Source organism: Clostridioides sp. ES-S-0190-01 (genome assembly GCF_020658275.1).
Classification (GTDB): domain Bacteria; phylum Bacillota; class Clostridia; order Peptostreptococcales; family Peptostreptococcaceae; genus Clostridioides.
Window position 1 is genome coordinate 1 of the sequence record NZ_JACVWA010000040.1, and the last position, 14,584, is coordinate 14,584.

General features: G+C 26.7%; 13 protein-coding genes, 1 pseudogene and 2 CRISPR repeat arrays. Of the genes and pseudogenes, 1 reads left to right on the plus strand and 13 read right to left on the minus strand.

Features of this window, described 5'->3' with window-relative positions:
• The 3 genes and pseudogenes from IC214_RS15980 to IC214_RS15990 form a co-directional block, all read right to left on the minus strand.
• Positions 1-578: transposase (locus IC214_RS15980; protein WP_227845159.1), on the minus strand; the 578-nt coding region annotated here is incomplete at its 3' end.
• A 47-nt stretch (positions 579-625) separates the two neighbouring features.
• Positions 626-832, minus strand: coding sequence for a hypothetical protein (locus tag IC214_RS15985; protein WP_227824892.1), 207 nt, complete (start codon positions 830-832; stop codon positions 626-628).
• Between the two features lie 264 nt (positions 833-1,096).
• A CRISPR array of direct repeats spans positions 1,097-1,437; the repeat unit is 32 nt; unit sequence TATTAAACCTTAACACTTTGTGTATTTAAACC.
• Positions 1,438-1,524: 87 nt separating this feature from the next.
• Positions 1,525-2,291: pseudogene (locus IC214_RS15990) on the minus strand (DUF4116 domain-containing protein).
• Between the two features lie 233 nt (positions 2,292-2,524).
• Here IC214_RS15990 and IC214_RS15995 point away from each other — a divergent pair.
• On the plus strand, positions 2,525-3,829 hold the full coding sequence (locus IC214_RS15995; protein WP_227845160.1) for a nuclease-related domain-containing protein: 1,305 nt from the start codon (positions 2,525-2,527) through the stop codon (positions 3,827-3,829).
• A 373-nt stretch (positions 3,830-4,202) separates the two neighbouring features.
• Here IC214_RS15995 and IC214_RS16000 read toward each other — a convergent pair whose 3' ends face one another.
• The 10 genes from IC214_RS16000 to iscB form a co-directional block, all read right to left on the minus strand.
• On the minus strand, positions 4,203-5,318 hold the full coding sequence (locus tag IC214_RS16000; protein ID WP_227845161.1) for a DUF4116 domain-containing protein: 1,116 nt from the start codon (positions 5,316-5,318) through the stop codon (positions 4,203-4,205).
• Between the two features lie 293 nt (positions 5,319-5,611).
• Positions 5,612-6,949: a cell wall-binding repeat-containing protein gene (locus tag IC214_RS16005; RefSeq protein ID WP_227824895.1), complete on the minus strand. Its 1,338-nt coding sequence runs from the start codon at positions 6,947-6,949 to the stop codon at positions 5,612-5,614.
• Positions 6,950-7,437: 488 nt separating this feature from the next.
• Positions 7,438-8,060: a CRISPR direct-repeat array (repeat unit 30 nt; unit sequence ATTAAACCTTAACACTATGTGTATTTAAAC).
• Positions 8,061-8,097: 37 nt separating this feature from the next.
• Positions 8,098-8,937: an S-layer protein gene (locus IC214_RS16010; RefSeq protein WP_227824896.1), complete on the minus strand. Its 840-nt coding sequence runs from the start codon at positions 8,935-8,937 to the stop codon at positions 8,098-8,100.
• Between the two features lie 341 nt (positions 8,938-9,278).
• Positions 9,279-10,388 carry an IS200/IS605 family element RNA-guided endonuclease TnpB gene (gene tnpB / locus IC214_RS16015; protein ID WP_227824897.1) on the minus strand — a complete coding sequence of 370 codons (1,110 nt, stop codon included), beginning with the start codon at positions 10,386-10,388 and terminating at the stop codon, positions 9,279-9,281.
• 1,166 nt (positions 10,389-11,554) lie between these two features.
• Positions 11,555-11,710, minus strand: a complete 156-nt coding sequence (locus tag IC214_RS16020) for a hypothetical protein (RefSeq protein WP_227824898.1) — start codon at positions 11,708-11,710, stop codon at positions 11,555-11,557.
• Between the two features lie 21 nt (positions 11,711-11,731).
• Positions 11,732-11,902 (minus strand): sporulation protein Cse60, encoded by a 171-nt coding sequence (locus IC214_RS16025; RefSeq protein ID WP_227824899.1) that lies wholly within the window; start codon positions 11,900-11,902, stop codon positions 11,732-11,734.
• Between the two features lie 30 nt (positions 11,903-11,932).
• Entirely contained in the window at positions 11,933-12,187 is a 255-nt protein-coding gene (locus IC214_RS16030; protein WP_227824900.1) for a hypothetical protein, read from the minus strand.
• Positions 12,188-12,225: 38 nt separating this feature from the next.
• Entirely contained in the window at positions 12,226-12,438 is a 213-nt protein-coding gene (locus IC214_RS16035) for a hypothetical protein (RefSeq protein WP_227824901.1), read from the minus strand.
• Between the two features lie 637 nt (positions 12,439-13,075).
• Complete coding sequence (locus IC214_RS16040; RefSeq protein WP_227845163.1) at positions 13,076-13,423, minus strand: hypothetical protein; 348 nt, start codon at positions 13,421-13,423, stop codon at positions 13,076-13,078.
• An 82-nt stretch (positions 13,424-13,505) separates the two neighbouring features.
• Positions 13,506-14,584, minus strand: a 1,079-nt coding sequence (gene iscB / locus IC214_RS16045; protein WP_227866808.1) for an RNA-guided endonuclease IscB, incomplete at its 5' end; no start/stop codon positions are given.

Here is a 14,584-nt window from a genome sequence, read left to right on the forward strand (position 1 = left end):
TCTTTTAAGCCTAAATCTATGCCAATATACTTATTAGATTCTTCTAATTGTTTTATGTCAACTTCACAACATATACTAACAAAATATTTACTTGTAGGTGTTTTTGATACAGTAGCATTTAATATTCGGCCATTTATATTTTTAGTAACTTTAGCCTTAACCCATTTCAATTTTGGTAGTTTAATTAAGTTATCCTTAATAGTTATGTTATTGTTCACGCATTTACTTTCAAAACTTCTTTTAGGATTTCTTTTGCTTTTGAACTTTGGAAAGCCTTGTTTATTACCTTTTTTAATTTCTCTAAAGAAGTTCTTATATGCACTATCTAAATCATCAATAGTAGCTTGCAAGCTGGTTGAATCAACTTCTTTAAGCCATTCATATTCTTTTTTAAGTGATGGAAGCTTTTTAATTAAATCATACTTTGAATATGACTCACCTTCATTTTCATATTTTTCTTTTTGAAGTGCTAACATGTGATTGTACACAAACCTTGAACATCCAAAAGATTTTTCTATTATTTCTTTTTGAGTTTGATTTGGATATATTCTAAACTTAAAAGCTTTCATCTGTATCATTTTTTCACCTCCTTTAGTTTTTTATATTACAGGCTTTAATCTCCATCCTACTTACGTTGAGGATGGAGTATTTCGCCTATTATTGATAAATTATATATCTTCTTCTTATTTAGATTAAGTTCATCCCACCTTACATCTTTAAGCAATCCCCCTTGTCGCTTTACTGCTTCTATACACATCTTATAACTTTGCTTTTGCATGTGTGCCAATCCCCAGGGGTATTTTTTTATCCACTCTAAATCTGTTTTACGCATTTACCTATCACCTTTTTATTTTCATAACATTATATATTATACTTTAATTTTATTTATAATAATCATACCATTTTTATTGTTTATATAAAATATTATAAGTTAATTTACTTAGTGATATAATATAAATTATCCCAAGCTAATTTATGTATATATTGAAATATCTATATTTTTATTTTTAACTATTAGTTGGGATAAAAAGCTCATAGGAATTGAAACTACTGAATTATAAGATTTTCTTAATTTTAGAAATGGCTTGTTTACAGCTATTAAACCTTAACACTTTGTGTATTTAAACCCCAATATAATGGTGACCCAGAAGAATTCCAACATTATTATTAAACCTTAACACTTTGTGTATTTAAACCTGTAACGCCTTTAGTTACTAATGTATCTATAATATATTAAACCTTAACACTTTGTGTATTTAAACTCATTTGTGGCTTTATAGCCTTATTTAAATCTTCATTAAACCTTAACACTATGTGTATTTAAACTTAATTACTAACGTATCCCCTGCTCTTAACACTATGTGTATTTAAACCAGAAAAGAGTATAAAAGACAACTATATGTAGAATTAAACCTTAACACTTTGTGTATTTAAACATAGAGAGCATTAATTTGCAAAAATTAAACTTTAACACTATGTGTAATAAAAAAGAGCTATCTATTAATTTAGATAGCTCTTCTTGTATTATTCAAACTCTTTCAAGAAATCAACATAAGTTTGTCTATGAACATTAATACCTTTCTCTAAATCAAATCCACCATCTTCATTATAGATTCTATCAATAAAAGTCTCTTTGGTAATTTTATATTGGCAACCTACTGTAAATAACCATGTTCCTTCTTCCTTGATGGCTATTACTTCTCTCGCTTCACCTTGTCCTTCTAAATATTTAATATCAAACTCTTCTAAGTATTTTTCCTTATCTTTTATATATCTAATTAAATTCCTATCTTGCTTTAGAGCTTCTCTACAAATCTTATCTATTTGTACTTCTGATAGCATATGCCACTCTACATATTGAAGCGCTAATTCATTCTTTTTTAATGCTTTTATACATATCTCTGGTGTCTGTTTTTTTACATATTGAAGAGCTGAATAATCTTGTTTCACTGCTAATATACACAATTCTTCTGTTTGTTCTTTTACATACATTAAAGCAAATTCCCTATTTTTAACTGCTTCTTTACACATTTCTGGTGTTTGTTCTTTTACATACTGTAGAGCCATTCCATTATTTCTTACTGCTTTAATACATAACTTATGGACCTGTTCTTTAGTTAAATTAATTTCATCCCATCTTATATCTTTAAGTAACAGCCCATTTTTTCTATAGCTTTAAGGCACATTTCATAGGTTTGAACCTTAGCATATTTTAAATGATTCTTATTTCTATTTATTATTCCTAAACCCATCTCCTGATGTTTTATTAAATTATTTTCCTGTTTAGTCATTGTATCCTCTCCTTATGTTTAATTTATTTTCTATAAAACTATATTTTCACATTATAAATATAGTAAATTTTTCTATTTTTTATAATTTTATTTTCATGATACTATAGCTAAATTTAAGATGAACTTCTCTACTGAATTACAGAAAAATCGTGGTTTAATAATTCTTTGGTTGACTTCTGTAGAGTCGCCTTCTAAACTTATATTAGACATATATTTTAGAGGGGGAATAACTAATGTTACAGGATTTAATTGATTTATACTCACTTCCAGTTTTACCAATAGCATGGTTTTTGGAATTAATAACTATGCATACCTTTTCTCGTAGGGTATATTTATGGATTTCTTTATTTATTTGGATAATATTATCCATCTTATTGATTTGCAAGTTCTTTCTACATAGTAAATTTGGATATAATTTAAGAATTAAAAAAAGAGACCTTGCAAAACTAAAACTGAGAAGAAAATTACAGGATAATGTTATTAAAGAAGAAATATTATCTACACTTAGAGATTATAACTTGGAAAAAGGACCTATCCCTAAACTTAGAGATATTCCAGAAAGTAAAAATTTAAAGCTTGATTTAATAGAGAAGCAAGATATGCTTAAAAATGAACTTGAATACATAGCAAGATATAAAGAAGAAAAAACTAACTTAAATTTTGATGAGTATCTAAACTTAGATACATTAAATTATTCTAAGTTAGATTTCCCTAAATCCTTAGCTTGGTATGAAGAAGATGTTGAATATCTAAAAGAATTTCTTCCAATCGATGTTAAGGGCTATTATGATACTTATTCATCATTAAACAAAATGATTAGAGAATATAATTTTGAGATAAATGATATACAAAAAAACTTAGCTATTATAAATAAAGGAGTTAAGGGAGAAGAAGCTGTAAAAAATGAATTAAAATGGTTTAATGATAGATACAAGGTCTTAGAAAATATAAATATACTAATTGATAAAGAAAAACATGAGACTTCTGAATCTGATTTTATAATAATAAATAAAAATGGAGTATTTGTTATAGAAGTTAAAAACTATGGTTCTACTGGAGATACATTAATAGCTTCTTCAGATGGGAACTGGTACATAAAGGATAAATATGAGAACGTAGAACCCATAAATAATATAACTTCCCAGAATAATAGACATTGTGGTATAAACCAATACTTAATAAACAGAGAACTTAAAAATAGAGGCTATAATTTAGAAACAAAAATTGACTGTACTTCTATAATAGTTATTGCAAATAAAGAGATTATTATTGAGAATAATACTCCTAATACTGTAATTAGGCCATCTGAGATATTAAATATTATTAATAATCATAAACCTAACTTTGAACTGAATGAAAAATTACAAAATGAAATAGTTGATATACTTAAAGAATATAGTATAGATGCCTCTAAGTTTCCTGCTGTATCAAGAAAAGATAAAGTTGAAGCTTTACTTTATAATATAAACATATTAGAACCTGGTATAAAGGCTACTGCCAAAATTGCAAACAATTATTATATGAACTATTTGAGATAAGATAATACTTGTATTACAATTACACATATAATATTATTCTTATATAAAAGAGACTACAAACTATTTGCGTTAGGGTGTCTCTTCATTTAATAAGACTTAGTCGTTAGTTTGAAGAATCACCTGAATGGCCGTTCAGGTGATTCTTAATTTTTTGTGACGTTTTTTAATACATACATCTCTTTAATAAACTTATTTAAACCTTAGCTTATTGTGAATTCAAACAACATATGATATAATTAAAATTAGAAGCTAATCATTTTTGGAATTTAAATATAAATTTAAATTCAACTTGTAGGTCACTCTTTGCACGAGAGTGGCTTTTTGCCGTTTTAATTTACTTACAATATATAAAGAGTCATCTAATGATGAATCTTTATATATTTAAAAACTCTTTCAAGAAATCAACATAAACTTGTCTATGAACATTAATACCTTTCTCTAAATCAAACCCTCCATCTGTATTATAGATTCTTTCTATAAATTCATCCTTAGTTATTTTATATTGGTAACCTATAGCAAATAGCCACTCCCCATCTTCTTTTATCGCTATTACTTCTCTTACTTTACCATGAGCTTCTAAATATTTAATCCCAAACTCCTTTAAGTATTTTTCTTTATCTATTATATACTTTATTGCAAGTTTATTTTGTTTTAGAGCTTCTTTACATACCTCATATATTTTATTTTCTACATATCCAAGAGCTAATCCATTTTGCTTGACTGCTTCAGTACAAAGCTCATTAGACTGTTCTTTTACATACATTAAAGCTAATCCATTCTCTTTTACTGCCTCTAAACATATTCCTGGAGTTTGTTCTTTTACATCTTCAAGAGCATATCCATTTTGTCTTACTGCTATTAGAGATATCTTCTCTATTTGTTCTTTTGATAATTTAGCCAACTTTACATATCTAAGAGAGTTTCCATTTTGTTTGACTGCTTCAGTACAAAGCTCATTAGACTGTTCTTCCACAAGCATTAAAGCCCTTCCATTTTGTTTAACAGCCTCAAGACAAAGTTCATATGTTTGATTACATTCTAATTCGTCCAACTCTACATATCTAAGAGCGAATCCATTTTCTTTCACTGCATCTAAATATAAATTATATATCTGTTCTTTGGTTAAACTGAGTTCATCCCACTTTACATACTGAAGAGCATATCCATTTTGTTTTACTGCTTTAATACAAATCTCAGGAGTTTGATTTTTTACATACTTAAGTGCCTTACCATCTTGTTTGACTGCTTCCATACAAATTCTGGGTGTTTGTTCTTTTATATACTTAAGTGCTAATCCATTTTCCCTAACTGAAAGAAGATATAAATTATAAGTTTGTTCTTTGGTTAAATTAAGTTCATCCCATTTTACATCTTCAATTAATAACCCATCTTGTCTTACTGCCTCTATACACATCTCATAGCTTTGTTTTTCTATAAATTCTAAATCCCATGGGAATTTTTTTATATACTCTAAATTATTTTTATTCATATATATACCTCTATTTTATTTTTTATATTAATTATATCATTTTTTTGTTTATATAAAATATTGTAACTTTATTTATATGGTTATATAATTAAATTATCCCAATCTAATTGATGTATATGTTGAAGTATATACATTCTTATTTTTAGTTAAAATAAAAAACTTAGATTAATTGAAGTTACTGTATTATAAGCATTTCTAAAATTAAGAAATGGCTTATTTACAGCTATTAAACCTTAACACTATGTGTAAAAAAAGAAGTTACCTATAAATTAGATAACTTCTTTTTATTTATATTATTTATTATAAATGTCTACGTAGACTCCCATGCTTCCATTTTTAATTTCCACTTTCTTGCCATCCATCTCTAAAACTTTGTCTTCAAATTTTCCTTTTACAATATTAAAAAGTTCTTCTCCTCTATTTGGTAGAAGCAGTTTAAAGCACTCTTTTACAGAAGAATCAAACTCTTCAGAATTAGCGAATAAGCCAAATCCAACTACATTATCTTCTGCATTTACAATTCCTAATTCGTTATACCAATCTCCCTTGGTAGACTTCTGCTTATAATTATAAGTTGTTTCACCCTCAAGTGTCCACCCAAGTCCAGGTAATTTATTTCTAAACTCTGCATTTGTAATAGTTCCAGGAGTCTCTTCTCCTTTTAATATATTTAAAATTTCTCTAAAAACATTTTCATTCCCTCCATCGCCGACTTGTGTAACTTTACTAAATTCATGTTTTTTTATAAAATTTTTCTGACTTGTACTTAAAGCTTTGTCCGCTAAAAGCACTGGAGAATCTTCTTTTGCTCCTACAGGCCCTACAGAAAGTGCATCTATTAGGTCTCCCTCTCCTAACATCCCGTTTTTTGCAACAAATACATTATTTAATGCCTTATCTGCATAAAAATAATCCATTACTTTTGCATTAGTATCTGTTCTGTCTGTACCAGCAAATTTAATTACATTCTTTAATTTATTTACTATATTTTTAGAAATAGAACTTTCTCCACCTACTACATAAGTTTTATTAAAAGTTTTTGCATAATCTTCTATATTTTTATTTAAAGTATCTTTCTCTGCAAATAAAATTGCAGTGTTACTTTTAGCTGGAGATGCTATACTTACTGCATCTGCAAGACCTTTATATCCATTTACAACTGCAACAGAATCTACATTTTCTAACTCTTTTGCTATTTTTAAACTTGTATCTATTCTGTCTGTTCCACCAATTCTTTTTACATTTATATTTAAATTATTAAGTTCTTTTTCTACATTTGCACTTATTGTATTTGTACTACCAATTATATAAATGTTTTTAACACCTAATCTTTTTATTTCTTCTTTTGTTTTAGTATTTAGCTTATCTTTTTCTGTTAAAAGTACAGGTGCATTTTTTGCTGTAGCTAAAGGTGCAGAACATAAAGCATCTGCAATTGTATTGCTATTTATTAAAACGGCATTTTCTGCATTTTGCCATTTATAACTACTTATTTTTAAACTTGTATCTATTCTATCTTCCCCTGCAAGCACTAATTCTTGTGGTGCCATGGCAGAAGAACCCATCATTGTAGCTCCTAAAGCAGAAGATCCAGCTAAAGCTACTATCCCTAATTGTTTTATTTTTTTCATTTTATTTCCCTCCATATCCCCTCTATTTATAGTAAACATTATATAATACATACTATAAAAAATATGTAAAATATTGTCACTTAATTATAAATAAGGGAGTCTATCTATTTATATAAGTTTTTTTATAAAAAAACTGTTCTATTTTCTTATTTTAATAGTAATTTTTTTACCAATACATTATATACAAAACAATTTATCTTATAACATCTCTTTCGTGAAAGTTGCCTTTTTATATAATATTAACTTTAATTATATAATATGTATTTATTTGGAAATTGTCAATATTTTTAATGAATTTTATTGATTATATAAAATATTGCAAGTTAATTTATATGGTGATATAATTAAATTATCCCAATCTAATTAAGGTATTTATTGAAATATCTATATTCTTATTTTTAACTGTTAGTTGGGATAAAAAGCTTAGATTAATTGAAGCTACTGTACTATAAGCATTTCTAAAATTAAGAAATGGCTTATTTACAGCTATTAAACCTTAACACTATGTGTATTTAAAACATCTTCCTTTGTAAAATCATACTCACTAAGAATAATTAAACCTTAACACTATGTGTATTTAAACAATATCTGCATATGTAACAAGTTATGCAAGAATTTTATTAAACCTTAACACTATGTGTATTTAAACTCTTTTTCTAAGAACATTGCTAAAGGTAGATTTTTAATTAAACCTTAACACTATGTGTATTTAAACAATACTTTGTTTAATTTACTATAAATATCATCTTCAAATTAAACCTTAACACTATGTGTATTTAAACTCAAAATCTACAATTATTCCATATTTTTCTTTTAAATTAAACCTTAACACTATGTGTATTTAAACCGAGTTCAAACAACAAGGTTTTATTGATATTAGCATATTAAACCTTAACACTATGTGTATTTAAACCCAATAGTTTATTCTATAGTAAAAGAAATACTTAATATTAAACCTTAACACTATGTGTATTTAAACAAAGAGGTTATACCTATTTTTATTTTTTCTGGGTTTATTAAACCTTAACACTATGTGTATTTAAACAAACATTACTAATGAAAGGGTATTAGAATTTACATAATTAAACCTTAACACTTTGTGTAAAAAAGAAGTTACCTATAAATTAGATAACTTCTTTTTATTTATATTATTTATTATAAATGTCTACATAAACTCCCATGCTTCCATTTCTAATTTCGACTTTCTTGCCATCCAACTGTAAAGTTTGGTCTTCGAATTTTCCTTTTACAATATTAAAAAGTTTTTCTCCTTTATTTGGCAGAAGCAACTTAAAGCATTCTTTTACAGAGCTATCAAATTCTTTGGAATTGGCAAATAAACCAAATCCAACTACATCGTTTTCTGCATTTACAATTCCCATTTCTACGTCCCAATCACCTTTGTCAGTTTTTTGCTTATATACATATGTTGTTTTGCCATCTTTCATCCAACCTAAGTCTTCCAGTTTATTTCTAAACACCTCATTGCTAACACTCAAATCCACATCATTCTTATCTTCTTCTTTTTTATCCTGGTCCTTTACATTTATAGCATTAATTTTAATTCCATTATTATCTTCTTTAAATCCTAAATAATTAACCAATATTTCTTTTGGGATAAGAAAATCATCTCCATCTTTTTTTAATTTTTGGTCATCATCAGGAATATTAAATTCTTCTTTAGAAACTGAGTCTTTAATCTTCTTAGTTTTTATAGGCAACATATATCCATTAACATAAACATATGGTGAATTTTCATAAAATGTAAATAAATTATCATTTAAATTTAATGAATACCCTGAGCCGTATTTTTCACTTTCTACCTTAGTTCCCTTTTGACCCAATTTATTGGCCAGATCAAAAATTTTAATCTCTTTATCTACTGTAGGTTTTATAGTTATCTCTTCTGCATTTATAGTTAAGCATTGACCTAATACACAACCCATAATTAGACCAGCTATAGTTATTTTTTTTATATTTTTATTCAATTTAAAACACCTCATTTTTATCTATTTTAATATCATTGTATGTATTTTTTTATAAATTGTCAATAAATTTTGATATTTTTATTGTTTATATAAAATATTATAAGCATATTTATATAGTATGCATTCTTACTCTTAGCTATTAAATATTATTTATATAAATCAATTTCACTGTACTATAAGTATTTCTTAATTCTAAGAATAGCTTATTTATATCTCTGAACCTCCCATGACTAAAGTCACAGGGTTCCTGTTTCATAGAATTTCGCATACTAAAATATGTCTTACCAATTCTCCACAGGCTATCCCCGTAGTTCCTACGGTTCTTACATACGTTATTTATTTTAAACTCTTATTAGTCTTAATCCTTCTTTTAGTATATTTATACTTGCATTTATATCTCTATTGTGAGTTTCATTACAATAAGGACAAATCCATTCTCTTATATTTAAATCCTTAATTTCCTCGTTTTTGTACCCACATTTATTGCATATTTGTGAACTTGCAAAGAATTTACCTACCTTTACGATTTGTCTACCATACCAATTAGCCTTATATTCTAATTGACAAACAAATTCTGACCATGACACATCAGAAATTAAACGAGATAATTTACGATTTTTAGTCATATTCTTTACTTGTAAATCTTCTATGCAAATAATATCATTCTCTCGTATTAATTTAGTAGATAGTTTTTGTAGAAAATCCTTCCTTTGATTAGCTATATGTTCTTGAAGTCTTGCAACTTTTAACCTTGCTTTATTTCTATTTAAACTACCAATTGTTTTTCTTGATAATTCTCTTTGTAATTTAGCAAGTTTATTTAATGACTTTTGAAGATACTTAGGATTTTCTATAAATTCTCCACAACTTGAGATACAAAACTCTTTAATTCCTAAATCTAAACCTATCTGATTATTAGTATTTTCAAATGCTTCAATATCTATATCAGTACAACATAGTGATACATAATATTTACCACTTGGTTCTTTGGATACAGTAGCATTAAGAATTCTACCTTGAGGTACTTGTTTATCTCTTACTTTAACCATACCAAGTTTAGGTAATTTTATATATTGACCAAGGTGCATAATATTTCCATTTGTAAAGTTAGTTCTATATGAAAATCTATTAGTTTTCTTTGATTTAAATTTAGGAAATCCTGTATTTTCCTTAAAGAATTTTTTATATGCGTTTTCTAAATCTTTTAAAGTGTTTTGTAGTGAAAATTTGTCAGGCTCTTTAAGCCACTCTAATTCTTTTTTTAAATTGGTCAAATCAGAACTGCACTGTTTATAAGTAAAAGTTTCTTTATTGTTTTCATAAACTTCTATTTTTTTAGCAAGATACTTATTATATACAAATCTACAACATCCAAAAGTTTTGTTAATTAGCTCTTGCTGTTTTTTATTTGGATACATTCTAAACTTATAAGCTTTTTCCACTACTATCACCTCACTTTAATTGTTTTTTATGATTATTAATATACATATCCGAGTAACTTCTATTTTTCATCACCCATTATAATATTAACAAACGTAATTATTTAAAACAATTATTTGGAAGGTTTTTATATTTATTTTTTAAATAACATATATAAGAACTGTAAGCCCTTAACTTTTATCATTTTTGAGGTTGTCGTTCACATAAGTTCGCTACTACCTATGCAGTTCTCTTATGAACTTCTTACACTTTCATGCAAACACAGACTATATCTTATCCTTCGGCATTATCCGTTAAGGTCTACCCACTTCCACTACCGATAACTTGTAGTGTACTTCCCTCAAGAGGAATAGTCGTTGAAGTTTCTCCTACTTAGGAGCTTACCTGCTGGTTGCCCATTTTAAAGTACTTAGGGTTTAACCTTATATCATCTAACCAATTTTTTCTACTTTCGTAACTTTCACACTTAGGTTTATTTCATCCTTATGTTTTAGTTTGGTTAGTTTTAGGGGTTTCCAGCAATTCAAGTAGTATTGGATAGGTTCTATCCTATCTCTACATATAAGTTTCCCTATATGCTGACTATTTTAGCTACTAACTCATGACTAAAGTCACGAGTGTGCGTAGCTATTTTTTAATCAAACTTTAACACTTTGTCTATTTAAATTAATGTACTTTTATCTTTCTTAGATTTGTAGTATAATGGAAGCAAGAAGAACTACAATCTATTGTTAGTAGAGTGGAGTTCATAATTCAAAAAATAATATAGAACTATTCAACATCGAAATCGTCCTGACTGGCATCAGGACGATTTCTTAATTTTGATGTTAAAACAAGACTTCATAAAGAAAAAAGGACTATCTATTAATTTAGATAGCTTCTTCTTAATATCATTTAAACTCTTTCAAGAAATTAAGATATATTTGTCTATGAACATTAATATCTTTTTCTGGGTCAAACCCTCCACCTTCATTAGTAAATAACCATTCTCCATTTTCTTTTATAGCTATTACTTTCTGAGATTATTTTTGTTCTTCTAAATATTAAATATTTTCTCATATTTATCTTTATTTTTTATATACTTAATTGCTTACTTATCTTTCTTTAAAGCATATACACATATCTCATAAAAAAAGAGTCATCTAAATAATAGCTAACTCTTTTTTATTATTAAACTTTAAGCTATACAATCTTCAAATTGATGTCCACAATCTTTACATTTTATAACTAAAGTACAAGTATACTCATAATCACAAATATAAGGATTTAATACCAAACCTTCTTTTTGTTCTATTACTTCTATATTTTCACTATTACATTTTTCGCACTCCATAAAATCGCTCCTTTATTTTAATTATTTAAATATAATCATAGCACTATACTCATCACTACTATAAGGAGCCGAACTTCCTTTTCCAGAATATTTAATATCTATAACTTTATCATTTTTACACTCAGATAAAGCTTTATTTATTTGTTCTTGTAGTGTATAACTATTATCACTTGTATATATTGATACTCTCATATTTATCTCCCCTTTTACTCTCATTTTGGATTATTTATTAACTACATCAAAATTTCCCTTTGCTAATTGATCATTTAATTCATCTAATGTTGATATCGCACTGTCATAATAGAATTTATATTTGTCATTTATTTCATTTAAAACATGAAATTTGTTTTTTAAAAATTCAATAAGTTGTGATTTAGAAATATATTCTCCATTAGCATAATTCTTATATACATTATCTTTTTCTTCCTGAAGTTGTTTAAAATATCTATAATCTTCAGCATTTATTTCTCCATGCATAATTACTCCACCCCTTTTTCTAATAAAATACAATCTTATTAGTATATACATTCGTTAAAATATTCAATTGTATAATCATGTGCACACCCATTAACTTCTACTGTTATTAAATCTATAGAATCGATACCTAAAATTTTATACTTTTTACCTTTTTCTAATCCAAAGTCATTTATATTTGCTATTACATAATCGCCTACCTTAACCTCAACATTTTCTGAACAACTGTCATACATATTTAATAATGCTCTCATAATAATTCTTTCCTCCTATAATATTGAATATCTATTTCTAATATCAAATTTATATACTTCCTCCACATAACATTCCTTTATCTATCTCCTTTTTAGTTTTTATATTTATAACACTATGTTTTGTAATAAGTATATTATTATTTGTTATTTTTTATAATTATTATAACATTTTTATTGACTATATAAAATATTGTAAATAAATTAGCTTAGTGCTATAATTAAATTACCTCAAGATTATTAATGCAATACCTACTTTCTATTTTTAACTATAGATTAGGTAATACTACTATCTTGTGAACATTTCTTAAATTAAGAAATGAATTATTTTAACCTTAGCACTTTGTGTATTTAAATTAGTCTTTTTTTTATTCAATTTTTTTGATGCAATAATTAAATTAAACCTTAACACTTTGTGTATTTAAACAACTACACTAATACGTTAGTAGATTAAACCTTAACACTATGTGTATTTAAACAAAGATTCATAAAAAATTTAAGGAGAAATTACAATAATTAAACCTTAACACTATGTATATTTTAAGTATAGTTTTTTATATAAATAGGGATATCTAAATTAAAAGACATCCCTAAAAATCAACTTCTTATCATCATAATATATGGTTTCATTATTCTCTTTTTATTCCCAATCAAAATTTTCACATTTTAAGAACTGCTTTCCATCATCTAAACAAACCGATTTAAACTCAATTTCTTTATCTTTAGAATTACAATATCCTTCATCATTCTTAGCACATGCTAATTGATCACACTTTATATAGTATTCGTTTTTCTCCATTTTAGGATGATATACAGGTGTTGAGCCAGCTACAATTTGTCCACAATGTTTACACATCCAAATCTTACAAGTATACTGCTGACTTCTTGTTGTAATCAGCTCACAATCTTTAACTCTTGAAAACAGGTGCCTAAATATACATCTTAAACTTTTAATAATAATCACCACCCTCTTATTTTTTTGTATCATATACAATATCAATCAGATCTCCATAAAAAAGGCAAAAGGGGACACGCTACTTCAGTGGTGTGAGGAATTTGCCCTCTTTCTATTAAGCAAGAGTCTTCAACTCATATCTATAACCATCACCCTTTTGTGTTAGTTTTAAATATTTATGGTTTACATCTATCTGTTTGCCATGTTTCTTTGAATAGATTGCAAATATACCTGTACTTCTACAGCTTACATTTGATACATATTGACCTATATATTTCCCTTTTGGGATATTGGCTTTTACCATATCTCCTGATTGATAGCCAAAGAACTGTTTTTGTCTTGGTAAATATGCTCTTGGAAAACCATATTTATTTAATAATGTTCTACTTCTTGTACCTCTTCCTATTGATTTTATATATAACTCCTTCAACCCTTTGTGTATTTTGATTTTAGGAGTTTCCTTAACACACAAAGCATCATAGTAATGAGTTTTAGGCAAGTTAGCTTTTACTCTATTATGCTTAGTTACTCCTCCAGTAGATACCACTACGTTAGAAGTTAATTTATACATTTCTCTTAAAATAGCATTTCTACTACTATTTACTTTAGCAGTATCTTTTAGACTTACTGGTTTATTAGTTTTTAAGATTAAGTTTATATTTTTTACTCTTTCTTTATCTAACTTTGATTTACTTAGCGATTGTACCCATTCATCAAGTGTATTATTTCCTTTTTCTTGGTTACAAGTTCTACAAGCTAAGGTTAAGTTTCTAATAGAATTTGAACCTCCTCTTGATTTAGGATACTTATGCTCAATTTCTAATTGACGGTCATTCGTGAGTCCTTTACAATATTGACATGTATGGCCATAAGTATATAATAGATACTCACGAATCTCATACCCTAAGAGAGTGCCTTGTTGATAATCTACTCCTTCAATTGAAGGATTTAGCATTAATTGAGTATCAAACCTTACTGTTTCTATATAGATTGTCTCTATATAGCATAACTTTTTAAGTTTTATTATAAAATTTTTAACATTATCCACTATGCTTTGAATTGATGGTGGTAACCATCCTTCAAGTCGTTTGCGATTCAAAAATCTTGGTGCTCTATACCTTGTTTTTCTATTTCTTCTTGTCCTTCTAAATGCTCTACGAGCTTCTAAGTTTTGTTTAATTTTATTCGCTCTAT

Bases quoted from the DNA above. Each gene is read 5' to 3' on its own strand.
- IC214_RS15985 (WP_227824892.1), bottom strand. From the start codon at position 832: ATGCGTAAAACAGATTTAGAGTGGATAAAAAAATACCCCTGGGGATTG.
- IC214_RS15995 (WP_227845160.1), top strand. From the start codon at position 2,525: ATGTTACAGGATTTAATTGATTTATACTCACTTCCAGTTTTACCAATA.
- IC214_RS16000 (WP_227845161.1), bottom strand. From the start codon at position 5,318: ATGAATAAAAATAATTTAGAGTATATAAAAAAATTCCCATGGGATTTA.
- IC214_RS16005 (WP_227824895.1), bottom strand. From the start codon at position 6,949: ATGAAAAAAATAAAACAATTAGGGATAGTAGCTTTAGCTGGATCTTCT.
- IC214_RS16020 (WP_227824898.1), bottom strand. From the start codon at position 11,710: ATGGAGTGCGAAAAATGTAATAGTGAAAATATAGAAGTAATAGAACAA.
- IC214_RS16025 (WP_227824899.1), bottom strand. From the start codon at position 11,902: ATGAGAGTATCAATATATACAAGTGATAATAGTTATACACTACAAGAA.
- IC214_RS16030 (WP_227824900.1), bottom strand. From the start codon at position 12,187: ATGCATGGAGAAATAAATGCTGAAGATTATAGATATTTTAAACAACTT.
- IC214_RS16035 (WP_227824901.1), bottom strand. From the start codon at position 12,438: ATGAGAGCATTATTAAATATGTATGACAGTTGTTCAGAAAATGTTGAG.
- IC214_RS16040 (WP_227845163.1), bottom strand. From the start codon at position 13,423: ATGATACAAAAAAATAAGAGGGTGGTGATTATTATTAAAAGTTTAAGA.